Here is a 25,666-nt window from a genome sequence, read left to right as displayed (position 1 = left end):
AGGTGTTTACACTGTTCCATAATTTGCTTTAAAGAAAGGACTTATTCTTATGAGATCAGATAGATATGAAAAGAAGAAAAAGAAAGGAAAGTGGAAATCTGTCCTCCTGATTCTGCTTCTCTTGATTGCAGGAACCCTTGGCTATTCTTATTTTCAATTTAAGCAAGGTGTTTCCCAGACAGAAGGAGAAGCAAATATACAGACAGAAGAGTTTGAATTCAATGGCGAAAAAGATAAATATGGCGGGACGAATATCCTGATTCTTGGAAGTGATGCAAGGGGAGAGGAGAAATCAAGGGCTGATACCATAATGGTTGCCCAGTATCATCCTGAAAAGGGCACATATAAGCTTATTTCTTTTATGAGAGACATGTATGTGGACATACCGGGACATGGGCAAAACAGAATAAATTCTGCTCTTGCTTATGGAGGCCCTGAGTTATTGAGGCAGACGCTTAAAGAGAACTTTGATTTAGATATTAAATATTACTCCATTGTTGACTTTGAAGGCTTTGTACATTTAATTGATGAAGCTTTTCCCAGAGGGGTAGAAATTGATGTGGAAAAAAGAATGTCTGCCAATATTGGTGTTACACTGGAACCGGGCCTGCAGCGGCTTGATGGAGAGCATCTCCTTGGGTACGTCAGGTTCAGGCAGGATGCAGTAGGGGATTTTGGAAGAGTAGAACGCCAGCAGAAGGTAATGAAAGAAGTAGCAAGCCAGTTTACAAGCCTTCAGACCATTACAAAGCTTCCAAAACTCATCGGGGTGGTAACTCCTTTTGTAAATACCAATATGAACACGGGTGACATTCTGTATATCGGAAAAGATTTCGTATCTAAGGATAACAGGAATGTAGAGACTCTTCGCGTTCCTGTTGATGGAACATTTGAAAACGAGAGAATTAATGGTGCTGCGGTTTTGGGCATAGATAAAGAGGCGAATAAAGCGGCAATCCATGAATTTCTTTCAAAATAAAGACGACTGTTTTCGCAAGGTTTGCTGCTTTTTGTGTATAATTTACCTGAGTTGAATGGAGCGGAAATCAACGGACAGCATTGATAGGCGAAAAACAACAATTTATACGGAAAGTGCGAAAATAAAAAAAGTTAGAAACACTGTTTTTGCCGGATTAGGTGTACAATAAAAGGGGAAATGGTAAAACTAGGGGAAACTTATTATTTATCGCAGTCTAACGGGCAGTAAGACCCCCACTTCAAGACTCAGAGGAATCAAGGGAGGGTAAGTGGGGGTCAAACAGCCCGTAGAGGCCCGAAAGAAGGACAAAGACTAAGAACGCCACATCCTGTAGCAACGTCTTTGTGACCCACTTCCTGTGGGCCTCAACTAACAATCAGTGGGGGATAAAGACCCCCACTGATTGAAGTTTCACTTTATCAAAACGAGTCGAATAAGGTATTGCTGGATATTGGACAAGGAGATACTAATGGATTTTGAACTGCTCAAAGATTGGTTTACATTAGAGAATATAATGGATTTAATCCGGGAGTATCGTTCATTTGGGCCTCTTCCGGGTATTCTGCTTCCAATGCTAGAAGCATTTTTGCCCTTTCTGCCTCTGTTTTTGTTTGTTATGGCAAATGCGAGTGCATTTGGTCTCTGGCTGGGATTTTTATACTCCTGGGTCGGAGCGGTCGCAGGAGCGCTGATTGTTTTCCTGCTGGTCAGAAAATATGGCCAGAAACGAATACTCCGTTTTTTGAAAAATCATAAGCAGGTACAGAAGCTTATGAAATGGGTTGAAAAACATGGGTTCGGACCATTGTTCATCCTGCTTTGTTTTCCATTTACTCCTTCAGCGGTTGTCAATATTGTAGCAGGTCTTTCAAATATCAGTATTGCTCAATATATGCTGGCAGTCCTGACCGGAAAAATAGTGATGATTTTTACAATAAGCTTTGTCGGATATGATATCAGATCATTAATAACACAGCCAATTCGCACTGCCATTGTTGCACTGGTCATTTTCATTCTTTGGTATGTCGGCAAAATTATTGAAATAAAGATGAATATGAGCGTAGAAAAAGATCGCGGGAATAAAAAGCATTAAATGCATAAGTACTAGGGGAGATGAATGGTGAAGGAAGGATTGAGAAAAGAAGGAGCGGAATGGCTGAAGGCTTTTGCAATAGGCATTATCATCTTTGCTTTTATACGGACTTTTTTCTTCTCCAATTACGTTGTCGAAGGTGAATCCATGATGCCGACCCTCCAGGATGGAAATAAGCTGATTGTCAATAAAATCGGCTATCAGGTCAGCGATTTAGAACGCTTTGACGTAATTGTTTTCCATCATAATGATGAAGAGGATTTTGTAAAAAGAATAATAGGAATGCCAGGGGATGAAATTGCATACCGTAATGATGAATTATTTATTAATGGCAAGAAAGTGGATGAACATTATTTGGATAAGTACCGGAAAGAAATCTCAGGAGGCAAACTGACAGGTGACTTTACATTGCTGGAGATGACGGGCACAGAAACTGTCCCAGAGGGTAAACTTTTTGTTATGGGAGATAATCGTCTCGGAAGCTGGGACAGCCGGCATTTTGGATTTATTTCAGCCGGCCAGGTTGTAGGGAAAGTAAACCTGCGCTATTGGCCGCTTGATGAAATGGATGCGTCATTCTAACAGATCTTATAGTATAAGGGACTCGAATTTTCGAGTCCCTTATTTTTGCAGAAAAGGCTAATCTTAGATAACATGCAAATTAGGATTATCCCTATATTCAGGTTCGCAGTTCACACACACGTTTTCATCATAGTCAGTCATATTCACATCTTCACGATTGTATTCAATTCCGCAAAGGGAACAGGCAACCATTTTTTCTTCTTCTATTTCTTCCGGGTGAATGGGAATAGCGTCATTAATATTAATAGGCTCTACGGTAATTCCGCGTGAATTGGCCATTTCGGCATTTAAGTATTCCATTGCGGATTCTTCACTTTCCCAAAATCCCAAGTCCCATAACAGCTCCTGGGCGTCTCCGTTTTGTGCCATCAATCCATAAACAACTTTCATGATAAATGCCCCTTTCTAATTTAATGTCTATTGTTTTATATTTCTTAGCCTATTTTGGCTGCGGTTAAACCGATTCAAAAAATTCCCATCAGTTCCCTTGAAAGACTGGGGAATGTTTTTTGACATTGAGAATAAATTGCAGGGGATACAGGAGAATCTGCGAGCTTTGTCGAATGTACACGTTACCGGAGTTGTTTTAGTTTTTGATGTCGGAATATTTGTACATATAGTGGAGGTGCAATTAATGAGGCTTAAGGATAAAGTCGCCATTATTACAGGTGCAGCCAATGGGATTGGTCTCGCTGCAGCAGAAAGGTTTGCAGGTGAAGGAGCCGCAGTAGCCATGGCAGATTATGACGCGGACATGGGAATAACCAGGGCTCAAGAGCTCAAGGAAAAAGGGTTAAATGCAGAGTTCTTTCAGGTTAATGTGGCTGACAGGCAAAGCATAGACAGTATGGCGGAAGCTGTAAAAGCAGCATTTGGGAAAATTGACATCCTTATCAATAATGCAGGAATAACCAGGGACGGGATGCTTTCAAAGTTATCCCCGGATGATTTTCAGGCGGTTATGGATGTAAATCTGTCAGGTGTTTTCCATTGTACACAAGCAGTGCTTCCATTCATGCTGGAGCAGGGAAGGGGAAAAATTATCAATACGTCTTCTGTTTCCGGAATTTATGGGAATGTCGGACAGACAAACTACGCTGCAGCCAAAGCGGGTGTGGTTGGAATGACTAAAACATGGGCAAAAGAACTCGGCCGAAAAGGAATTAACGTTAATGCCGTGGCCCCAGGATTTATCTCTACAGGCATGACAGCAAAAGTGCCGGAAAAGGTGATTGGCCAAATGCAGGGAATGGTTCCGCTGGGCAGGCTGGGAAAACCGGAAGATATTGCGAATGCATATCTGTTTCTGGCTTCGGATGAATCTGATTATGTGAATGGCACGGTCCTGCATGTAGATGGCGGTATTATGATGTAATAAACTGACTCCGAGCGAGTGCTCGTTAATCAGATAATAAAAGGGGTGGAAAAGGATGAGAAATGTTGTAATAACATCAGCAGTAAGAACACCAGTCGGGATTTTTGGAGGAGCTTTTAAGGATCTTCTGCCGACAGATTTGATTGTTCCAGTATTAAAAGAGGCTGCCGAAAGAAGCGGCTTACAGAGCGGTGACGTGAATGAAGTAATTTTGGGACACTGCATTCAGCGTACAGATGAACCGAACACAGCAAGGACAGCAGCATTGCTTGCAGGCTTTGACGATACGACAACAGGGTTCACAGTCCAGAGACAGTGTGCATCCGGTATGCAGGCCATTATTTCCGCTGCCCTGCAGATTGCATCAGGCATGTCAGATATCGTGATTGCCGGAGGAGTAGAAGCCATGAGCTCCAGTCCTTATGTATTAAAACAGCATCGCTGGGGCGCCCGCATGCAGCATGGACAGGTAACTGACACAGTATGGGAGATTCTCGAAGATCCAATCCATCATATCATGATGGGGGAAACAGCAGAAAACCTGGCAGAAAGTCATTCCATCACAAGGGAAGAGCAAGATGAAGTGGCATTGCTTAGCCATAAGAGAGCCCTGCACGCGATTGAAAACGGTTACTTTGATTCGCAGATCGTTCCAATTACTGTGAAGACCCGGAAAGGAGAAGTAACCGTTGCAGTAGATGAAAACCCGCGTGCTGACTTATCAGCTGAAAAGCTGAGCAGCTTGAAGCCGGTCTTTAGAAAGGGCGGAACAGTAACAGCAGGAAACTCATCCAGCCTGAATGACGGCGGAGCAGCACTGGTCCTCATGCCGGAAGAGCTGGCTCTGGAAAGAGGACTGAAGCCGCTGGCAAAGATTGCTGGCTTCTCTGTTGCGGGAGTAGATCCGAAAGTAATGGGAAGAGGACCTGTTCCGGCAGTTAAAAATGGTCTTGCCAGTGTCAATTGGTCGCTTGAAGAAGCGGATTTGATTGAAGTTAATGAGGCCTTTGCGGCCCAATATTTGGCGGTTGAGAGAGAACTTGGCTTAAACCGGGAAAAAGTAAATGTAAATGGAAGCGGAATCAGCCTTGGACACCCTATTGGATGTACAGGTGCTCGTCTTGTCGTGAGTCTCGTTCATGAGTTAAAGAGAAGAGGAGGCCATAAAGGAATAGCTTCTTTATGTGTCGGAGGCGGAATGGGAGCCACAGTATTTGTGGAAACGTACGAATAAAGAGTTCCTTCGGGAGCTCTTTCTTTATCCAAGGGATTCCATCTCCTGAATAATTATTTTTACGGGAGTGAATAAAGTGTTAAGCAGAACAGTATTATCAGGGGGAAATATTATTCTCGGGTCGTTTATTGACGAAGATATCAAAAAAATAATCGAGTGGCATGCGGACGAAAAAATCATGAGAAATCTGGATGCTCTGCCGGTAAAACCTAAAAAGGAAACAGAAATTAAGAAATGGCTTGATGAGTGCCCGCAAGACACCTTCAGGTTTTCGCTCAGGTTAAAAGAAGGAAATGAATTAATCGGCTATGCAGAGTTAGACGGTATTTTATGGCCGCACAGAACAGGCTGGGTTACCATAGTCATTGCAGATGAAACCAAATGGGGAAAAGGGTATGGAAAAGAAGCTATGCAATGCCTGATCCGCTATGCTTTTAGGGAACTGAATCTGTATAGGCTGCAGCTTACAGTATTTTCGTATAATACCAGAGCCAAGACTCTTTATGAAAGCCTTGGATTTCTGAGAGAAGGCTGCTACAGAGAGTTTCTGGAACGCGATGGAAAACGGCATGATATGTATCTCTATGGCCTCCTCCGAAAGGAATGGAAAGAGTGAAGAAGCGCGGATATGGTCCGCGCTTAGCCTATTATTATGACTGAAGATCAAGAGCAGCTTCTTTTGATAGAAAATAACAAAAAACAAAATTCAGTAGAAAAAACGCAAGAAGCAAATACAATACATTATGAAATTGAAGAATCATTGCTGCTGGCGGTGCAAGGCTCGCACCGGTTAATAGGATAAAAGAATAGAGAGAAAGGGCTTTTGCACGGTCAGCTCCTGCAAGCATGCCAATCAATGTGATAACAGTGGGAACAAGAAGGGATATTGCGGCCACAAACATGATGGAAATAGCTATCAGGGCCTTCGTGCTGCTGAAGAAAAACATATTAATAATACTTACTGTCCCCAAAAGTAAACCAAGCTTCAATGTGGAGTAAGCCCCAATCCGCGCAATTAATTTACCGGTAAAGAGTGACAAAAGAGCCCCAATCAACCCCACTGCCCTTATTGTGAACAATTCCTCCATAGTTCCCCTGAAAGACCTGCCTATTGCATCATAAAAAGCTGCGAAGGAAAACAGAAGAGTAAAGGTGATAGCGTAACATCTGAGCAGGCTTCCCTGTCTTATTAGTTTTTTCATAATAGTAACAGTGGAAATCTCTGATTTAAAGGGACGAGAAGCGGGCGGGAGTATTTTATACGAGACCAGGAAAAGAATGAAATAGCAAACAGCAAAGAAATAAAAAGCATAGTTCCATTTATAATAAAAAGTAATTGCAGAGCTGATCAGCTGCCCAAGTATGCCTGCAGCAAGAAATCCTGTGTTGATGAAAACCAGCAGAAGCGTACGGCTCCTTGGCTGAAAAAGGTCAAAAGAATAAGCGAAGGCAACAGGTGCAAAACTGCCGAGGGTTACTCCCTGAATTGACCTGGTAATATAGAGTGCCTCTGCATTAGGAGAGAGCCCGACGGCAAAAGTAGATAATGCAGAGGCAAGCAAACCTGAAATAATAATTCTGCGTCTGCCAAATGTATCGGAAGCAGGTCCAAAGAATAATAGGCCAGCAGCATAAAAAAATGCAAAAAGACTTCCCCCGGCCACAATATGATTTTCATTTACTTTAAATGTATCTGCAATTTCCCCGTAAATTGGGATCAGTGTATAAATATTGCTGGCAACAAAAATGCCTGTAACTGTCAAAATGACTGAAGTTGCAATCAAGACCCGTTTTGAAATCATCCATATCACCTGCCGCTATACTTTATGCACTAACCACTATAGAGGAAAGTTGTCATTCCCATCATTTTGAAAAGCCCCATTCGAAAAATTGAACAGCTTATATGATAAAATAATGATAGAAAGAGACCTTTGTTAGGAGGAAAAATATGACCGTACGTTTATTGATAGGCCGTTCCGGGAGCGGTAAAACGGAATACTGCCTTAACCAAATCCGTGATGAACTGCGGTTTAATCCGGATGGAGATCCAATCATTTATTTAGTGCCGGAACAAATGACGTTCCTTTCAGAATATAAATTAATTACAACACCTGACCTTGGCGGAATGATCCGCAGCCAGGTATACTCTTTCACGCGTCTGGCCTGGAGAATTCTTCAGGAAACGGGAGGCATGAGCAGATACCATCTTAATAGTGTAGGCATCAGCATGCTAATCCGCAAAATCATTGAAGATAAAAAGGATGATCTTAAGCTTTTTCAAAGGGCCGCAGACAAAAATGGCTTTATTCAGCAAGTAGAACAAATCATGACCGAATTCAAACGATATTGTGTAGCTCCCGACGAACTGGCGGAAAGGCAATATCAGCTCTCGGTAAACGGGAAGTCAAATAAGGCACTCCAGGATAAGCTGCATGATCTTGAGATAATCTATAAAAATTTCGAGGAATCCCTTTCTGGCAAATATACAGATTCAGAGGATTATTTCCGCCTGCTTGTGGAAAAAGCCTCCCATTCAGAGTATCTAAAAAATGCCGAGGTTTATATAGATGGGTTTTACAGCTTTACACCACAGGAATATGCAATTGTTGAACAGCTGATGAAGCAGTGTAAAAACGTCACAATCACATTAACGCTTGACCAGCCGTTTAAGAATAATGCTTCTGATGAGCTTCATTTATTCAGAATGCCGGGAGAGAACTATCAGACAATCAAAGAAATGGCTTCCCGCAACAGGCTGGATGTGGAAGAGATGCTCCTTTCCGAGCAAAAAAGGTGGATCAAGCCTTCACTTAAGCATCTTGAGGAACATTTTGACAGCAGGCCTGCAGAGGCATTTACAGGGGAAGCGGACATTCACATTGGACAGGCTGTCAGCAGGAGGGCTGAAATTGAGGGCGTTGCCAGGGAAATTAACAAGCTTGTTCGCACAGATGGCTATCGCTACCGTGATATTGCCGTACTGGCAAGAAACGGCCAGGATTATCATGACATGATTGAAACAGTGTTCCGTGACTATGATATCCCATTTTTTATTGATCAGAAAAGAACCATGCTGAATCACCCGCTCGTTGAGTTAATCCGGTCAACACTTGAGATAATCAATGGGAATTGGCGATATGAACCGATTTTCAGAGCTATAAAAACAGAGCTGATTTTTCCGTCCAGATTAAACCCCGGAAAGCTTCGTGAGCAAATGGACAGACTTGAGAACTATGTTCTTGCCTATGGCATTCAGGGAGACAAATGGACGAAGAAGAAGAGATGGACATACAGAAGAATCAGGGGGCTCGAGTTTGAAGCAGTTGCCCAGACTGATGCCGAGAAAAAAGTAGAAGATGAGTTAAATGATCTGCGCGAAATGATTACAGGCCCAATAGTAAGGCTGCACAGGCGCTTAAGAAAGGCTGCTGGTGGCCGCAGCTTGTGTGAAGCTTTATTCTTATATATGGAAGAATTGGATGTTCCTCTGAAGATTGAAAAGTGGAAAACTGCTCAGGAGGATAAAGGGAACCTTGTTAAGTCAAGGGAACATGGACAAGCATGGAATGCCATTATGGAGCTTCTGGATCAATATGTGGAAATGCTTGGTGAAGAAGAAGTGAGCCTTAAGCGTTTTGCATCCATTCTTGATGCCGGATTGGAGTCGCTTCGCTTTACGCTTGTTCCGCCTGCCATTGATCAGGTCATGGCGGCCGATTTGGAAAGATCAAGGCTAACCGATATTAAAGCTGCTTTTGTCATTGGGCTTAATGAAGGAGTACTTCCTGCCAAATTCTCGGAGGATGGTGTGCTGGCGGATGACGACAGGGAAATGCTGAACACGAACGGAATGAAACTGGCGCCGGGAAGCCGCACACGTCTGCTTGATGAGGAATTTATAGCTTATAAAGCGTTTGTTACTCCATCAGAAAAACTCTATATCAGCTATCCATTGGCAAATGAAGAAGGTAAAGCACTTATGCCGTCTCCTTATATTAAAAGATTGGGAGATTTATTTCCTGATTGCAGGCGTCATTCCTTCATGTCTGATCCGGCAGAGCTGCCGGAAACAGAGCAGCTGGAGTATGCTGATAACCTTAATACAGCATTATCGTATTTGACTTCACAGCTTCAGCTCAAAAAACGCAGCTATCCAATCTATGACCTTTGGTGGGATGTTTATAACTATTACCTTAAAAATGAGCAGTGGAGAAGGCCTGCATTGAAGGTGCTTTCCAGCCTTAATTATGAAAACAGGACACTTCAGCTTGGTGAGGACGTCAGTAAGGAATTATATGGCGACCATATTCAGGCGAGTGTTTCGAGAATGGAATTATTCCATAGCTGTCCATTTTCCCATTTTGCACAGCATGGACTAAGGCTGCGGGAAAGGCAGGTATACCGCCTGGAGGCACCGGATATCGGGGATCTTTTCCATGCTGCTTTAAAATTTATTGCAGAAACAGTTATGACTCAGAAACTTTCATGGACAGATATGACGAGGGAACAGTGTGAGATCCTTGCAAAAGAAGCAGTTGAAATGCTTGCTCCTAAACTTCAAAATGAAATTCTCTTAAGCTCGAACAGGCATCACTATATTAAGAGAAAGCTTGAGCAAATTATCAGCAGGGCTTCCTATGTCATCAGCGAGCATGCCAAATCAAGCGGATTCTCGCCGGTGGGCCTTGAACTGGGGTTTGGGCCGAAAGAAGAGCTTCCTTCGCTTGCTTTTCCTCTTAAAAACGGGGGTAAAATGGAGCTTGTCGGAAGAATTGACAGAGTAGACAAGGCTCAGGATGCCAACGGGACATTTTTACGGGTAATTGACTATAAATCCAGCTCCAAGGATCTGAATGTAAGTGAGGTTTACTATGGCATTGCTCTGCAGATGCTGACATATCTGGACATCATAATTGCCCATTCCAGCTCTTTAATTGGAACAAAAGCCGATCCGGCAGGAGTCCTTTACTTCCATGTCCATAATCCAATCGTCAGCACATCAAAAATGCTGACATTGGAGGATATCGAACAGGAACTCTATAAGAAATTCAAAATGAATGGCCTCCTGCTTGGAGAAGAAAATGTAATCAAGTTAATGGACCAGACTATTGAGACAGGCGACTCATCCATTATTTCAGCGGGGTTCAAAAAGGACGGTACCCTTTCGAAGCGGTCCAAAGTGGCAAGCAAGCAGGAGTTTGATTATTTGCGCCGCTATGTAAGAAAGATGTATAGGAATACAGGCAATAAGATTACAGAGGGCAATATTGATATTGCCCCATATAAAATGAAGGAAAAAACACCATGTACATTTTGCGCCTATAAATCTGTATGCCAATTTGATGAATCTCTTGAAACAAATGATTACAGATTATTTACTCCTAAGCCAAAAGAAGACATGATTGAAATCATCAAGAAGGAGGTGGAGGGAGATGAAAATGACCATACCGCCTAAGCCGGAAGGTGCAACCTGGACTGATGACCAATGGAAAGCGATTATGGCCAAGGGCCAGGATATCCTGGTGGCTGCAGCAGCCGGATCAGGGAAAACCGCTGTTTTGGTTGAAAGGATTATCAATAAGATTATCGCGGATGAAGATCCTATTAATGTCGATGAACTGCTGGTTGTGACCTTCACAAATGCCTCGGCAGCAGAAATGAGGCACAGAATCGGCGAGGCTCTTGAAAAAGCTATAAATGATAATCCGCGATCTGCTCACCTCAGAAAACAGGTAAGCTTATTAAACAGGGCATCCATCTCGACTCTGCACTCATTTTGCTTAGAGATGATACGCAAATATTACTACATGACCGATATTGATCCGGGGTTTCGGATCGCTGATGAAACTGAAGCACAGCTTTTGAGGGATGAAGTACTCGAAGAACTTTTTGAAGATGAATACGGCAAAGAGGGAAATGAAGGATTCTTTGCACTTGTTGACACTTTTACAAATGACAGAAGTGACACTGCCCTTCAGGATATAATAAGGGACTTATACGATTTTGCCTGTTCCAACCCTTCGCCTGATCAATATCTTGATTCAATTGTTGAGATGTATAATGTGGACGGAGTCAGCAGTCTTGAGCAGCTTCCATTTGTCCGTTCGCTTTTGGAGGATATTGATCTTCAGCTGAAAGGAGCCAAACAGCTGCTTGAATATGGGCTTGAGCTGACCAAGCTTCCAGGGGGACCTGCTCCGAGAGCAGAGAACTTTATCGCAGATCTCCATGTTGTAAATACACTAATTGAAGCGAAAAATGATTCATGGGCGATGCTGTATGAAGCGATGCAATCATGGTCTTTTGGCAGAGCCAAAACATGTAAGGGCGATGAATATGATGAAGGACTGGTCGAAAAAGCAAAAAAACTCAGGGATCAGGCCAAGAAAATCATAACCGGCCTGCAGGAAGAACTGTTTCTCCGCAGACAGGAAAGCTTCATGCGTGATATGGCGGAAATGAAGCCCCATATCGAAGAGCTTGTTTCGTTAGTTAAAGCATTTTCGATTCGCTTTAATCAGGTTAAAACTGAAAAAGGGCTTGTTGACTTTGCTGATCTTGAGCATTATTGCCTTGAAATTCTTTCATCACCAGATGAGGAGGGACGGCTTTGGCCTTCAGAAGCGGCTCGTGTCTGCAGAAATCAGTTCAAAGAAGTTCTGGTTGATGAGTATCAGGATACCAACATGGTTCAGGAAGCTATTTTGCAGCTGGTAACGGCAGATACAGAAGAGAACGGGAATTTATTCATGGTAGGGGATGTTAAGCAGTCGATCTACCGTTTCCGCCTTGCAGAGCCTAATCTGTTTCTGGGCAAGTACACGCGGTTTGACCAGGATGGAGAAAGAGCAGGGCTCAGAATTGATCTGGCGCGAAATTTCAGAAGCCGTAAAGAAGTTCTGCATGGGACCAACTATATCTTTAAGCAGATTATGGGGACGTCTGTCGGTGAAATTGAGTATGACCAGGCAGCTGAACTTATTAAAGGAGCTCCCTATTCAGAGGATCAGGAGCAGCCTGTTGAGCTTGCTATTATTGACCTTGAGGGAAATGAAAAGAGTGAACCGGAACCTGAATCCATAGATGAGGGTTTTGACAGCGAAGATTTAGCCCAGTCACAGCTCGAAGCCAGATATATGGCTTCTAAAATTAAAGAAATCATTGGGAATCGGAAAGAAGTTTACAACACAAAGACTCATTCCGGGCGGCCAGCCAAGTACAGGGATATTGTCATCCTGCTTCGTTCCATGACATGGGCTCCTCAGATTATGGAGGAATTCAAACAGCAGGGAATCCCTGTCTATGCCAACCTTTCCAGCGGTTATTTTGAAGCAACAGAAGTAGCGATAATGATGTCACTTCTAAAAGTGATAGATAATCCGTTTCAGGATATTCCGCTGGCATCGGTTCTAAGATCTCCTATTTTGGGTCTGACCGAAGAAGAGCTTGCACAAATCAGAATCCAGAATAAAAGGGGTTCATTCTATGAAGCATTAACTTCTTTTTGCCGGAATCACCCAACCCTTGAAACGGGAGAATTAAATGAAAAGGTCCGGCCATTTTTTGATGCTCTTGAAGAATGGCGTGTAATGGCGCGGCAGGGTTCCCTTTCGGAGCTGATCTGGCATCTCTATAGACAAACCAGATTTTATGATTTTGTCGGCGGTATGCCAGGCGGAAAACAAAGACAGGCAAATCTTCGGGCATTGTACGACAGAGCCAGGCAGTATGAAGCAACCTCATTCAGAGGATTATTCCGCTTTTTAAGGTTTATAGAACGAATGCGGGACAGAGGCGATGACCTTGGTGCTGCCCGCGCTTTAGGTGAGCAGGAAGATGTTGTCCGTCTCATGACGATCCACAGCAGCAAAGGTCTTGAATTTCCTTTTGTTTTTATTGCAGGGCTTGCCCGCAGCTTTAATACGATGGACTTGAAAAAGGCATATATGCTTGATAAGGAATTTGGATTCGCTGCAAAATATGTAAATGCCGAGAAGAGAATTTCGTATCCCTCTCTGCCGCAAATTGCTTTTAAACGAAAAAAGAAAATGGAAATGCTGGCTGAAGAAATGCGGGTTTTATATGTTGCTTTAACGAGGGCGAAGGAAAAACTGTACCTGGTTTCGTCTGTCAAGAGTGCAGATAAAAAGTTAAATAAGTGGCTGCAGGCATCCGAACATAAAGACTGGCTCCTGAGTGAGTATGACAGGGCTTCTGCGAACAGTTATCTGGACTGGATTGGTCCGGCTCTTGTCCGGCATCGGGAGTGTGAGGCATTGAGAGGGGAAGTTCCGGTGGATCCTCTCGTCCCGGGTGATATACTTGAACACCCTTCCTGCTGGAATATAACCATAATTAAAAGCGAAGAAGCTGCTATTCTTCCGGAAGAAGCCAATGAGGGCGAAACGGATTTGCTGAAATTGGTTTATGAAGGAAAAACTGTTCCCGCAGAATCGGCTTATAAGGATAAAGTTGAGGAACAGCTTTCCTGGAAATATTCCTTTAAGCAGGCAGCTCAAGCCAGATCTAAACAATCGGTTTCGGAAGTGAAGAGGCAGCGGGAGATTTTTTCTGAAGAAGACAGCGGTACTGAATTAATCCGTAAAATCAGTAAACCGATGCTCAGCCGGCCTCGCTTTATGCAGGAAAAATCACTTTCTCCAGCTGAACGAGGTACTGCTATGCACGCTGTCATGCAGCATATTGATTTTAGCAGGCCTGCATCACTGGAAACGATATCCTCCAAAATGGATGAGATGGTCAGGAAAGAATTGCTCACGGAAGAGCAGCGTGCCAGCATTGAGCCACAGCTGATTGTGCATTTTTTCGAAACTGAACTGGGACAGAGAATGGTTCAGGCTAAATCGGTACGCAGAGAAATCCCATTCAGTTTATCTTTCCCTGCCCGGGATATTTATTCAGATTGGCAGGGTGAAGATGAACCTGTTCTCATTCAGGGGATTGTGGACTGTGTATTCGAAGATGAGCATGGTTTGGTGCTCCTGGATTATAAAACGGATGGAATCAGCGGCCGTTATAAGGGAGGGTTTGCTGAAGCCAAACCCGTTCTTGAAAACAGGTACAAAGTACAAATTGATATGTACACCAGAGCATTGGAGCAGTTTTTAAAAAGGGAAGTCAATGAAAGATACCTATTTTTCTTTGATGGAGCTCATACAATTAAGTTATAGGAAAAGCCGGCAAGGGAACTTGCCGGCTTTCGTGTATGTGCAGGAGGTGTTGCGAACATCAGCTGAAAAGGCCCGCACAGCCGAAACATCCCCGCGCATTACTACAGTCCCAAAATAAAGGGTAATGTAAAGATAAAGGAGGCTTAGCATGGGAAAAAAGCGCACAGAAACCGGAACCTGCGAATTATGCCTGAGGGAGTATACTGATATAACAGTCCACCATTTAACGCCAAAAGAAATGGGAGGCACCTTCCTGCCGACCGCTAAACTATGCATACCCTGCCATAAGCAGATTCATGCTTTATATACGAATGCAGAGCTTGCTGTATGGCTGAATTCAATCCAGTTATTACAGCAGGATGATAAAATCCGGAAATATTTGAAATGGATCAGGAAGCAGCCTTCATGTAAGCTGACGAAAGCAAGGAAGTCGAATGAACGAAAATCAAAAGGACGATAACGAAGGCGCTATCGTCCATTATACTTTCAATCAATTAGTTATTGCCGATATTTGGCTGATCAACCAGACTGGTATCCAGCACATTGCTGGCACTCAGGCCATTGTTTGTAATGATGAAGCCGCCCGAATTTGCGGCACCCTGTCCGGTCGTTGATTTGGAATTGCTTTTTGGAGAGATGTACAGGGAGTCTCCAAACTGCACAATCCCCCCGCCGACATTGATGATTTGTACCGGTCCGATAATAGCTGGCATGTAAAACATCCTTTATGAAAAAATTTTTCAGCCTTGAGAATTGCTGTTTTTGGGATAAACCTGACGGATATGCTTGACTCGGGCTTCCATTGAAATATCTCCACTGTTTCCAATATGAATGACAGATGAGGAGGAAACCCCGACAATATCAATGTTATGCACCTTAATGATTGGATTTAGCTGTGCAGTCTGCATGCTTATATCTTCTTCAATAGGGATTATAGGAATGGGTTCCCTGAATACGGGATAGACTGAAAAATTCCCTTCCTTTGCGTTAAAATATTCAACTTCACGCTGAGCGGCAATTGCTCTGGAGAATCCTTTAATAAAACAAGAGTCCCCAATTTCAAATACTGAAGAAAAGGAAATGGTGTCAATATTGATTCTATTAACGGATGAAGTTCTTTGCAGCATAGCAGCTTACTCCGGTGTCAGAGGCACAAAAGGCCCTATCAGAAGTGATTCAGGAGGTGTATCAAAAGCTGCTGCAAGCTGGATCGTTTGTGTATCGCCAACCATTAAAACAGATGAACTGGATACACCAAGCACTCTTATGCTCCCAACACATAAATCTCTGTTGTATACCTGATAGTTCATTCCTTATTCATTCCCTTCATATTCTCTGGCAAATGCGAGATAAAGGCATAGACCCCATTGTGAATCTCCTTCTTTATCAGCTCGATAATCTCTTCGTTATTTTCCTGCCCGGAGCGATTCGATGCCTGCTGCTGGGTATAGAAGTCAATCCGGTTAGGCAGCTGCTTTTTGATATCTTCTTTGATAAACTCAATATACGAGTCATCCACATTGACATTTAATTTCTTCTGGGCAGAAGCTGTAATTTCCGGAAGTTCCCGTTCTAAATATTGATAAATGGCGTCTTCAATTTCCATCGTTCTCTTCATCTGGGTTTTAGGCGAAACAGGTGCTTTAATGTTTTTGTTATCTACGGCAAAATCTTCAATGTTTTGCAGCTCAGAAGGGTTTAAGCCAATATTTAAAGTACCTTCAAGAGACTCAACCTTAAGCTGGTCAAATTTATACTCAATCCGATCCACCTGCATTGGCGGACGGCTTTTCAGAACTTCAGTTTCTTCCTGAAGTTTTTTAACCGCAGCTTCAAGTCTCCGTATTCGTTTTTCCTGTGCTTCTACAAAAGCATGCAATTGCTGAAGATAGGTATTTAGTTGCTGATTCAAGCGCACCACCTCGCTTTATTAAAATGAACTTATTGTTTCTGCCCTCATGTCAGGGGTACAGCTGGCCCCAGAAAAACACTCCCCCCTGCTGGCCCCGCCGGCGTTGGCAATTCCGCTTCAGGTGCAGGTTCAGTAAAGCCGCCAGTGTTATACAAATAAGACGCCGGCTTTATGATGCCTGCACTTCCAATCTGCATGACGGAAGAGTTTGTAATCCCGCCGATCTTTATGAAATTAATATGAATGGATTGCTGTATATAAAAATTCATAGTATCACCCGTTTTAAGCATTAAAATAATTGCCTTGATCCACGCCATCACAATCATAAGTGTTTGTTGTGCTCCGGTGATTGTAAACATTCAGGCCATCCCCTGTATTAAACGATCCAGCGCCTGAAAAGGTCTTAGCGTTAGAAACAGGCATGATCTTATAGACATCCCCAATGTTGAAGACAGAACTGCTTCCGATTGATATGACCTGTACGACTCCCACAATAGCTGGCATACATAACACCCTTTAAAATGATTTCTTGTATATCGTATGTGCCTAATTGCTGAATGTGATTAATCAGCCCAATAATATCTCAGTTGTATGTTAATTCAAGGCGACGATAAAATGTTATATAACAGACAAAATTAGGATGAAACTGTTTTAATTTTTGTGATAATATAAAATTAACAAAATTTTCTGTGAGGTGTTGTAAAATGAATGTTCCATTAATACTTACGCAGTTTTTAGACCGTGCTGTATCCCTTTACGGTTCTAAGAAAGCCATTTTTGCAGATGATCGAACTTTTACATATGAGGAATTGAACACAAGGGTTAATCAGCTCTCTTATGGTTTAAAAGCTTCAGGTATTCAAAAAGGGGATCGTATTGCTTACCTGGCACCCAATTCAGTTGAAATGCTGGAGGGGTTTTATGGAGTTTTTCAGCTGGGCGGAATAATGGTTCCGCTGAATATCAGGCTGAAGCCGGAAGACTATTTGTTCATATTGAATCACAGCGAATCCAAAATCCTGTTTGTAGATCAGGACCTTTACCATCTTATACTTCCTGTAAGAGATCAGCTGAAAACGGTGGAAAAAATCTTCGTGCATTATAAAGAGGAAGATACAGAAGAAACCGGCTATGATTTATGGCTCAGCAGCCAGGACAGCAGTCCATTTCAAAGAGAGGTCCTCGACGAAAATGACGTTTGCAGCCTTTTATATACAAGCGGTACAACCGGCAATCCTAAAGGTGTCATGCTTACCCACCGCAACAATTACCTGCATGCCTTGTCAACTATGCATCATTTGAGAGTTAGCGATCAGGATGTATTGCTGCATGTCCTGCCGATGTTTCATGTGAATGGATGGGGTTCGCCTTTTTATTACACGGCAAATGGCGCTTCTCAGGTGTGTATGAGAAAAGCCACGCCGGAAAAGATATTTGATGCCCTTCAGGAACATAAAGTATCAGTCATGCATATGGCCCCTACGGTACTGAATTCGCTGATGCAGCATTATGAACAATTTGCTCCTTCTGTTGAGCAGGATGTCAGGGTGGTTATAGCTGGATCGGCCCCTCCGCCAGCTTTTGTAACAAGAGTGGAAAAGGAGCTCGGCTGGGAGTTCATACAGGTATATGGCATGACCGAATCATCTCCATTAAGCACTGTATCAACGATTCGTTCTCATCTTCAACAACTTCCGCTTAACCAGCAGTACCGGATGAAAGCGAAGGCAGGACATCAGATGATTGGCTGTGAAGTCCGGGTAATCAATGAACACGGTGAAGAAGTTGCCCATAATGGCAAAGAAATCGGTGAGATAGTTGTCCGCAGCAACGGGGTCATGAAAGGCTATTGGAAAAATGAAGAGGCAACAATGGAAGCGATTCGGGACGGCTGGCTTCATACCGGTGATATGGGAAATGTAGATGAATATGGCAATATAGAAATCGTTGACCGAAAAAAAGATATTATTATCAGCGGCGGGGAAAACATCTCATCCATCGAAGTAGAAGGGGTTTTATACGAGCACCCTGCCATCTCGGAAGCAGCTGTCATAGCAGTGCCTCATGAAAAGTGGGGGGAAACGCCTCATGCCTTTGTAGTCGTGCGACATGGGAATACACTCACTGAGCAAGAGATTATCAGTTTCACCAGGGAGAAGCTGGCCCACTTCAAAGCAGTAACGGGAGTGAGTTTTGTCGAAGAGCTGCCGAAAACGGCTTCAGGGAAAATTCAAAAAATCCACCTTCGGAACAGCTACTGGGAATCGAAAGGGAAAACAGGCCGTTTTGTTAATTAAATGAAAGCGGGAATTTTTCAATGTTTTATCAGTCCAGCTCCAGCGCCTACTTACATGCGCTGGAGCATTTCTTTTCTGGACAAGCAGAATATAGCTCTCTATCATTAAGATTAGATTTTCTTTACATAGAAGGAGGCGCTTTATGGACAGGCAGGTCAGCCCGGTTCTGGAGAAGGATCGGATCATTTCGCTGGATATTATGAGAGGATTTGCCATTCTCGGGATTTTTTTAGTTAATATGCTTTCCTTCCATTCACCATATCTGTACATTGATCCTTTTGAATGGTGGGACAGTCCGGCAGATAAAGGGGCTTATGCGTTTATCGATATCTTTGTGCAGGCAAGCTTCTATCCTTTGTTTTCAATGTTGTTCGGTTATGGGTTAGTCATTTTAAGGGAGAGGGCAATGGCAAAGGGCCTTGGTTTTGGAGGAATGGCTGCAAGGAGATTTTCCCTTTTGCTGCTGATAGGCATCATTCACGCTGTTCTTATTTGGCATGGGGATATTTTAATAAACTATGCAATCTTTGGCTTTATCTTTTTACTGTTTGTAAAAATGTCCGGAAAACATATGCTTTTAACTGGAATATTGCTTTATATCATTCCCAATCTGCTATTTGTTCTATTATTATTTGCAACAGTTCTGTTTGTTCCGCCTGAAGATCTGTCAATCTATGACCAAGAAGCCGCATTAGCTTCTTTACAGGCCTATCAAAATGGAAGCTTTTCCGAGATTGCCTCACAGCGTATCCAGGATTGGTCCGGTGTTAACAATCTTGCTTCACTGCCTATCATGCTGGCATCTATTTTTCCTTTATTTTTAATAGGGGGAGGAGCAGCCAAGCTGCGATGGCTAGAGGAACCAGTAAAAAACCGGGGATTCCTTATGAAAATTATGCTGATCTCTCTGGCTGCAGGGTTATTGTTCAAATTGCTTCCTTACATAACGGTAAGCAACCTGGGATTGGATTACATGCAGGACATATTTGGAGGTCCGCTGCTGGCAATTGCTTATGGCTTAGGGATAGCGGTGATGATAAACAATAGTCATGGACCAGGATTCCTGCTGCCGCTCTCATATGTGGGGAAAATGTCGCTCTCAAATTATCTTTTCCAGTCGATTATCTCGACTTTTATTTTTTACAGTTATGGTTTAGGGTTCTATGGGAAGGTCTCTGCAGTTTGGGGGACACTTTTAGTTATGGTCATCTTCGCTTTCCAGATCATTATCAGCCGCTTCTGGATTGCCCGCTATTATTATGGACCGGTCGAATGGCTCTGGAGGAGTTTCACTTATTTGAAGATCCCTAATTGGAAGAGAAAAGGTTAAAATTGTCCAAAAAACTGAAAATTTATATTATACTAAAAAAGTGAAAAATAGAATGAGGTGATAGGATTGAAATTTGTTACTTTTAAGGATAGAACAGGAAGCGGCGTGGGTTTACTGGACGAGACCAGGACAAAGGTGCTTCCACTAAAAGCAGCTTTAGAAAAAATGGAAAACAAAAGTGAGTTGCCGGCGACTTTGAAGGAATGTATTGCTTTAGGGGATAAGTTCATTGATAAAGTACATAGTTTAACAGATTGGCTAAGCAGCAATCCTGCAAGGGAAGAACTCTTTCGCCCGCTCAATTCCGTTGCATTGGAAGCGCCGATTCCCCGTCCGGATAAGAATATCTTTTGTGTAGGCAAGAATTATGCCGAGCATGCCATTGAGATGGGGAGCAAAGAAGATATTCCAGAGCACATAATGGTCTTTACGAAATCGCCAACAACGGTAATAGGACCAGATGCAACAGTATTAAATCACAAGAATGTCACTGCAGAGCTTGATTATGAGGGAGAGCTTGCCGTTGTAATCGGAAAAAAAGGACGGGCGATTCCAAAGGAAAAAGCATTGGAACACATTTTTGGCTACACGATCATTAATGATGTGACAGCAAGGGATCTGCAGTCCCGCCATAAGCAATTTTTTATCGGTAAAAGCCTGGATGCCACGTGCCCGATGGGTCCATGGATTGTCCATTCCTCTGCTGTTGAAAACCCGAATCAGCTTGACATTCAAACAAAGGTAAACGGAGAGATCAGACAAAGTTCAAATACTGAAAACTTTATCTTTCCAATCGATGAAATCATCTCGGTTCTGTCAAAAGGCATGACACTTGAGCCTGGAGATATTATTGCTACTGGTACTCCTGCAGGGGTAGGCAAGGGCTTTAAGCCTCCACGCTTTCTTAAGCCGGGAGATAAAGTGGAAATTACAGTAGAAAATATAGGAACTCTGACGAATTTTATAGAAAAATAAGGCTGTTTTCTCAAAGTTTGTTGCTATTCATATTTATATTTACTGAGTTGATTGTAGTGGAAGGTGCGAGATCCTCGAAAATGCATTCGCATTTTCTTCGTGCGGTGTTTACTCAAGGTAGCATATTCAAAGTCCTGCGGGAGTAGCGGGACAGGTGAGACCCGACAGACGCGCAGCGTCGAGGAGGCTCACCGCCCGCCCCGTGTTTCGCTGAGCATCCTGGAGCGGAAATCAACGGACAATAATGAAAAGCGAAAAACAACAATTTATACAAAAAGAGCCAGAAATAAAAAGAAAGATGGCCTGTGTACACATACACAGGCTTTTTAGTATTAATTTGTCAATGAGATATATCACACTTTGTCATAAATAGTTCACAAATTTGCCTTTATATAATCTTTTTCTGCATCTTAACTTTAGGAATTTCAAAGCCAATATGGTATGATGATATCGAATTTACATTAGGAGGCACTGGAATGATACATGCCCATATAACAACATGGTTATTAGCACTTGTTCTATTTATTATTGCCCTTATAATGCATAAAAGCGGCAAACAAAAAGGTTTAAAAGTGGTTCACATGATCTTGAGATTATTTTATCTTCTGATCATTGGAACAGGAGTTTGGATTTTAAGCAGCCTTAACAGCATCGACCTTCTTTATGTGTTGAAGTCATTAGTAGGCGTTTGGGTAATTGCTATGTTTGAAATGATTATCATCCGCACTGTCAAAGGGAAAAAAACCTCTATTTTATGGGGCCAGTTTATTGTTGCATTAATTCTGGTTTTATATTTAGGCTTTGTTAAATTGCCATTAACATTTATGACGTAAATATGGATATTTATAGAAAAGGCTGCCGAAAAGGCAGCTTTTTCTAATTTTGTCATGTCATGACTTCACTAAATATGGTAATTTATAACTATAGCTAACTATATGATAAAAAATTAGAATCTGCAGCCTCAGCTGTGTAAGGAGCAATCCTTTCAGCGGGTTTAATGATCTTACTATGATGGTGGGTTTTTATGGCACAGACGATTACATGTTTATATAAGAATATTAGCGAGCTTAATAGTTTTATAGACTTGAATGAATTGACTGAATACCCGAATTTGCTTGTGCAGGTCTTTACAGGGACTCCTGAAAGCCTATTTATCGCAGAAATTCAAAAGGAACTGAAAAATAAGCTTCCACTTGCACATATAGCAGGCTGTTCAACTTCCGGTGAAATTCATGAAGGGCGCATTACGGAAAAACAAACAATCATTTGCTTTACTGTTTTCGAAAAAACGGAATTAAAATCTTTCCTGTTAAACAGGAGCGATTTTAAGGACAGTTATGAAATGGGCAAAACCCTGGCACGGGAACTTGCTCTCTTCAATACAGAAGCTGTAATTATCTTTCCTGCAGGATTTGATGTCGATTCTACTGATCTCCTGGAGGGAATAAATGAAACCCAGCCCGATATGGTGATTTCCGGCGGCCTTGCCGGTGATAATGGTTTATTCCAGGAGGGTTTTTCTTTTACTCAAGAGGGAATCACCAGCGATGGGCTTGCGGCAGTTGCACTTCAAAGCGGCCATCTGTCAGTGCGTCATTTTGAAAATTATCAGTGGCAGGAGATTGGAAAGAGCTTTACTGTCACAAAGGCCGAAGGATCTATCATCTACTCCCTGGACGATAAGAGGCCTTTAACTATTCTAAAACGCTATTTGGGAGAGGCTTTTATTAAGGAACTGCCGAAGTCAGGTACTGAATTCCCGTTCCTTTTACAGTACCACGGAGAAAAGGTATCTGTTTTTATTATAAAATTACTTGAAAATGGTGCAATTAAAGTAAACAGAAGGGTTGAGGCAGGAGATACACTTACTTTTGCTTATGCAAATCTGGAGGACATTATTGACCGGTCTTTAAAGGAATTAAAACAGCTTGACCAGGTTTCTCCTGAAAGCATATTTATATACAATTGCATGGCCAGGAAGCAATTTGCAAGAGACTTTACGGAAAAAGAACTGGCAATGTTCCAGAAAATAGCTCCATCTAACGGCTTCTTCTCTTATGGAGAAATTTCCTGCCGTAAAGGCGGACTTCCACAGATGGTCGGCCATTCTCTTACATACCTTGCTCTATCAGAAAATAGTGCTGAATCAAAGAAGGAACAGCATAATGAATTTGTTTATGAAAAAACCGCCCAATTTAATACGATTACTTCATTAACTCATTTAATGCATGCTTCTCAGGATGATATTAAAGCATTAAACAGCAGTCTTAAAATGTCAGAACAATATTATAAATCTCTATTTGATAATAATGCAGACTTTGTTTATTCAACTGATCTGAAGGGGAATTTCACAAGTGTTAACCCGGCATTTGAGAAAACCTTCGGGTACAGCCGGGAAGAAATAATCGGAAAAACAGCTCTTTCCTATGTGAGCGATATGGATGTACAAAGGGTCCGGATGCACTTTTATCGGGCATTAAGGGGAAAGGAGCAATATTATAATGTTTATATTGATTCAAAAACCGGCGAGAAGAATCTCTTTCAGCTGAAAAATATTCCGATTACGGTTAACGGGGAATGTGTAGGCATTTATGGAATCGGCAGAAATATTACAGAACAGAAAAAAATTGAAGAGAAGATAACAGAACTGGCTTTTTTTGACAGGGATACAGGGCTGCCAAACAGAATGAAGTTTACAGAACAATTGGAAATGCAATTAAAGAGAGCCAGGAAGAAAGAAAAGAAAATTGCCGTTCTTTCTATTGATATTGACCGCTTTAAAATCATAAATGACAGTCTCGGGCACTTTGCCGGGGATATGGTATTAAAGGAAATTTCCGAAAGAATTGAGAGGGTCTTGCCTTCCGGTTCTTATTTGGGAAGGTTCAGCGGGGATAAGTTTACTCTGGTATTATCGAGGGAAGCAACCATTGAAAAAGTTATGAAAGCATCCCAAAAGATATTAGATGAAATATCTCATCCTTTATTTCAGTCGGATCAGGAGTTTATTGTTACTGCGAGTATCGGTGTTAGTCTATATCCTGACGATGGACCGGACGAGCACATACTGCTGAAAAACGCAGATATTGCCACGAACCGCTCCAAGCTGCAGGGAGGAAACAGGGTCACTTTTTTCTCAATGGAAATGAATGAACAGGCAAAGGTCCGACTTGAGCTTGAAAGCTACTTAAGAAAAGCTTTGCAGAAAAATGAATTTTATTTATGCTATCAGCCATTAATCGACCTTGAAACAGGCAATTTATACGGAAGCGAAGCTCTGATCCGCTGGAATCATCCAAAACTTGGCCTGGTTTCACCCGGTGAATTTATTCCTCTTGCAGAAGAAACTGGACTCATTGGGGATATTGGCGGCTGGGTATTGAGGTCGGCTTGTCAGCAAAATAGGCGCTGGCAAATGCTCGGCTATGAATCTCTCTCCATTTCTGTGAATGTGTCTGCCTATCAATTCCAGCAGCCGGGATTTCTCCAGGAAGTTAAAATGGCATTGGAGCTCTCCGGTATGGAGCCGCAATATTTAACATTGGAGCTTACGGAAAGCACGATGCTGAGAAATGTTGAGTACAGTATACAAGTTATGCAGTCTCTGCAGGAAATCGGCGTCAAGGTTTCCATTGATGATTTTGGAACCGGATATTCTTCATTAAGTTATTTGAAAGATCTTCCAATCAATACATTAAAAATTGACCGGTCGTTTATCAATAATCTTCGATTAAATACTTCTGATGTTGCTATTGTAAAAGCCATCATCACAATGGGACATGGACTTTCCGTTAAGGTGGTGGCTGAAGGGGTGGAAACACTGGAGCAGATTGAGCTTTTAAAGGAATTGAAATGCCATTATGCACAGGGCTTCTATATACATAAGCCGCTTATGACCAGAGATTTTGAGGAAGGTCTATCAAAATACGTTCAAACGCACAGCTAGCGCCATAAAGAAACAGCAGCACTGCCATTAAAGGCAGGCTGCTGTTTCTTTATGATGATATCTTTTCAATTACCATTCTTTTTCCGCTGTTTAAGGTGAATTCAAACCGGTCACTCATTTTTTCATAATAGCAAAAATGATGCTGCACATTGCATATATGATCCTGGTTATCAAAAACGATGAAATTAACACCGCTTTTCCTGTCTTTATCATTAAAAAATGCGAGCTGGTTATAGCAGTAAATGCAGTCATAGACCGAAAATTGCATGGAATTTAGAGTGGTTACGAACTGGTAGAAGGCGTCATCATTCATTTCTTCCAATAATCTTTCAAGGGAGAAAACCAGATGCTTTCGAATGCGAATTGAATCCTGGTTCTTCAAGTGAAACGTTTCATCATCAAAAGCCACCTTGCCATCCTCGAATAAAATGCCCTTTTTCCAGCGTTTAAAGCGGAACACTTCCATTTCCTGATGGAGGAATTCGTCCAATATGGATGCTTCATCTGTTTCATGGTCAAAAAATACCCATTGATCATTGATATACTCTACAGTGCCTTCTGTAAAAGCACGGGATTGATATTCGATAAGCTTTGTTCGCTGCTGTCTATTCATATAAAACCTCCATTAACTTCCTCAACTTCTTTTTAGACAGTTTTGGCGATTTTTATAACCGCATGAATGTGGACAATTAACTTTTTTCTTGGCCCAGCATACAATAGCATCATGAAAAATGTGCCCATGCGATTCCGCT

The 25,666-nt window shown here is 42.2% G+C and carries 23 protein-coding genes; 14 read left to right on the top strand and 9 right to left on the bottom strand.

Annotation, left to right across the window (positions count from 1 at the left end; genetic code table 11):
- The first annotated feature begins 49 nt into the window (after positions 1-49).
- The 3 genes from AC3WTL_RS10000 to lepB all read left to right on the top strand — a co-directional run bounded on the left by AC3WTL_RS10000 (position 50) and on the right by lepB (position 2,654).
- Positions 50-979 (top strand): LCP family protein, encoded by a 930-nt coding sequence (locus tag AC3WTL_RS10000; protein WP_175609148.1) that lies wholly within the window; start codon positions 50-52, stop codon positions 977-979.
- Between the two features lie 469 nt (positions 980-1,448).
- The gene (locus tag AC3WTL_RS09995; protein ID WP_048011193.1) at positions 1,449-2,072 is read left to right on the top strand and encodes a TVP38/TMEM64 family protein; all 624 of its coding nucleotides are present in this window, start codon (positions 1,449-1,451) and stop codon (positions 2,070-2,072) included.
- 27 nt (positions 2,073-2,099) lie between these two features.
- Positions 2,100-2,654 carry a signal peptidase I gene (lepB, locus tag AC3WTL_RS09990; RefSeq protein WP_048011209.1) on the top strand — a complete coding sequence of 185 codons (555 nt, stop codon included), beginning with the start codon at positions 2,100-2,102 and terminating at the stop codon, positions 2,652-2,654.
- Between the two features lie 63 nt (positions 2,655-2,717).
- On the opposite strand, the gene AC3WTL_RS09985 is transcribed toward lepB, so the two are convergent.
- Positions 2,718-3,044, bottom strand: a complete 327-nt coding sequence (locus AC3WTL_RS09985) for a hypothetical protein (protein WP_197207712.1) — start codon at positions 3,042-3,044, stop codon at positions 2,718-2,720.
- Between the two features lie 244 nt (positions 3,045-3,288).
- Between AC3WTL_RS09985 and fabG the strand changes: the two genes are divergently transcribed.
- From fabG to AC3WTL_RS09970, 3 genes are all read left to right on the top strand, one after another.
- Complete coding sequence (fabG, locus tag AC3WTL_RS09980) at positions 3,289-4,029, top strand: 3-oxoacyl-ACP reductase FabG (protein WP_061792794.1); 741 nt, start codon at positions 3,289-3,291, stop codon at positions 4,027-4,029.
- Between the two features lie 55 nt (positions 4,030-4,084).
- Positions 4,085-5,263: a thiolase family protein gene (locus AC3WTL_RS09975; RefSeq protein ID WP_492369333.1), complete on the top strand. Its 1,179-nt coding sequence runs from the start codon at positions 4,085-4,087 to the stop codon at positions 5,261-5,263.
- A 76-nt stretch (positions 5,264-5,339) separates the two neighbouring features.
- Positions 5,340-5,879 (top strand): GNAT family N-acetyltransferase, encoded by a 540-nt coding sequence (locus AC3WTL_RS09970; protein ID WP_492369332.1) that lies wholly within the window; start codon positions 5,340-5,342, stop codon positions 5,877-5,879.
- A 34-nt stretch (positions 5,880-5,913) separates the two neighbouring features.
- Here AC3WTL_RS09970 and AC3WTL_RS09965 read toward each other — a convergent pair whose 3' ends face one another.
- On the bottom strand, positions 5,914-7,065 hold the full coding sequence (locus tag AC3WTL_RS09965; protein WP_492369331.1) for an MFS transporter: 1,152 nt from the start codon (positions 7,063-7,065) through the stop codon (positions 5,914-5,916).
- Positions 7,066-7,211: 146 nt separating this feature from the next.
- Between AC3WTL_RS09965 and addB the strand changes: the two genes are divergently transcribed.
- From addB to hlpB, 3 genes are all read left to right on the top strand, one after another.
- Complete coding sequence (gene addB, locus AC3WTL_RS09960) at positions 7,212-10,718, top strand: helicase-exonuclease AddAB subunit AddB (protein WP_492369330.1); 3,507 nt, start codon at positions 7,212-7,214, stop codon at positions 10,716-10,718.
- Positions 10,696-14,454 carry a helicase-exonuclease AddAB subunit AddA gene (addA, locus tag AC3WTL_RS09955; RefSeq protein ID WP_492369329.1) on the top strand — a complete coding sequence of 1,253 codons (3,759 nt, stop codon included), beginning with the start codon at positions 10,696-10,698 and terminating at the stop codon, positions 14,452-14,454. The genes addB and addA overlap by 23 nt, the downstream gene beginning before the upstream one ends.
- A gap of 148 nt (positions 14,455-14,602) precedes the next feature.
- Positions 14,603-14,914, top strand: coding sequence for an HNH nuclease-like protein HlpB (gene hlpB, locus AC3WTL_RS09950; protein WP_492369328.1), 312 nt, complete (start codon positions 14,603-14,605; stop codon positions 14,912-14,914).
- A 34-nt stretch (positions 14,915-14,948) separates the two neighbouring features.
- Here the strand turns inward: hlpB and AC3WTL_RS09945 are convergent, their stop codons facing one another.
- From AC3WTL_RS09945 to AC3WTL_RS09920, 6 genes are read right to left on the bottom strand one after another with little or no spacing between them, the layout of a single operon-like run.
- Entirely contained in the window at positions 14,949-15,167 is a 219-nt protein-coding gene (locus AC3WTL_RS09945; protein ID WP_226619901.1) for a spore germination protein, read from the bottom strand.
- A 27-nt stretch (positions 15,168-15,194) separates the two neighbouring features.
- A complete protein-coding gene (locus AC3WTL_RS09940) occupies positions 15,195-15,581 on the bottom strand; it encodes a spore germination protein GerPE (RefSeq protein WP_226619902.1) in 387 nt (128 codons plus the stop codon).
- A 6-nt stretch (positions 15,582-15,587) separates the two neighbouring features.
- Positions 15,588-15,764 carry a spore germination protein GerPD gene (locus tag AC3WTL_RS09935; protein ID WP_048011204.1) on the bottom strand — a complete coding sequence of 59 codons (177 nt, stop codon included), beginning with the start codon at positions 15,762-15,764 and terminating at the stop codon, positions 15,588-15,590.
- Positions 15,761-16,372, bottom strand: coding sequence for a spore germination protein GerPC (gene gerPC, locus AC3WTL_RS09930; protein WP_492369327.1), 612 nt, complete (start codon positions 16,370-16,372; stop codon positions 15,761-15,763). Before gerPC ends, AC3WTL_RS09935 begins: the two co-directional genes overlap by 4 nt.
- A 38-nt stretch (positions 16,373-16,410) precedes the next feature.
- Positions 16,411-16,635 (bottom strand): spore germination protein GerPB, encoded by a 225-nt coding sequence (locus AC3WTL_RS09925; protein ID WP_048011210.1) that lies wholly within the window; start codon positions 16,633-16,635, stop codon positions 16,411-16,413.
- Positions 16,636-16,648: 13 nt separating this feature from the next.
- Positions 16,649-16,870: a spore germination protein gene (locus tag AC3WTL_RS09920; RefSeq protein ID WP_082139024.1), complete on the bottom strand. Its 222-nt coding sequence runs from the start codon at positions 16,868-16,870 to the stop codon at positions 16,649-16,651.
- A 200-nt stretch (positions 16,871-17,070) separates the two neighbouring features.
- On the opposite strand from AC3WTL_RS09920, the gene AC3WTL_RS09915 reads away from it, so the two are divergent.
- From AC3WTL_RS09915 to AC3WTL_RS09895, 5 genes are all read left to right on the top strand, one after another.
- Positions 17,071-18,663 (top strand): long-chain-fatty-acid--CoA ligase, encoded by a 1,593-nt coding sequence (locus tag AC3WTL_RS09915; RefSeq protein WP_492369326.1) that lies wholly within the window; start codon positions 17,071-17,073, stop codon positions 18,661-18,663.
- A gap of 142 nt (positions 18,664-18,805) precedes the next feature.
- Positions 18,806-19,993, top strand: coding sequence for a DUF418 domain-containing protein (locus AC3WTL_RS09910; protein WP_492369325.1), 1,188 nt, complete (start codon positions 18,806-18,808; stop codon positions 19,991-19,993).
- A 66-nt stretch (positions 19,994-20,059) separates the two neighbouring features.
- Entirely contained in the window at positions 20,060-20,968 is a 909-nt protein-coding gene (locus tag AC3WTL_RS09905; RefSeq protein ID WP_492369324.1) for a fumarylacetoacetate hydrolase family protein, read from the top strand.
- Between the two features lie 476 nt (positions 20,969-21,444).
- A complete protein-coding gene (locus tag AC3WTL_RS09900) occupies positions 21,445-21,801 on the top strand; it encodes a YisL family protein (RefSeq protein ID WP_076261232.1) in 357 nt (118 codons plus the stop codon).
- Between the two features lie 191 nt (positions 21,802-21,992).
- The gene (locus AC3WTL_RS09895) at positions 21,993-24,914 is read left to right on the top strand and encodes an EAL domain-containing protein (RefSeq protein WP_492369323.1); all 2,922 of its coding nucleotides are present in this window, start codon (positions 21,993-21,995) and stop codon (positions 24,912-24,914) included.
- A gap of 49 nt (positions 24,915-24,963) precedes the next feature.
- On the opposite strand, the gene AC3WTL_RS09890 is transcribed toward AC3WTL_RS09895, so the two are convergent.
- Positions 24,964-25,527 carry a DUF2777 domain-containing protein gene (locus tag AC3WTL_RS09890; protein ID WP_048008486.1) on the bottom strand — a complete coding sequence of 188 codons (564 nt, stop codon included), beginning with the start codon at positions 25,525-25,527 and terminating at the stop codon, positions 24,964-24,966.
- Positions 25,528-25,666: the final 139 nt, after the last annotated feature.

Source organism: Cytobacillus sp. EB106-05-05-XG126, assembly GCF_058791715.1.
The sequence above is the reverse complement of the archived record's forward strand: the minus strand, read 5'-3'. Positions and strand labels throughout refer to the sequence as shown.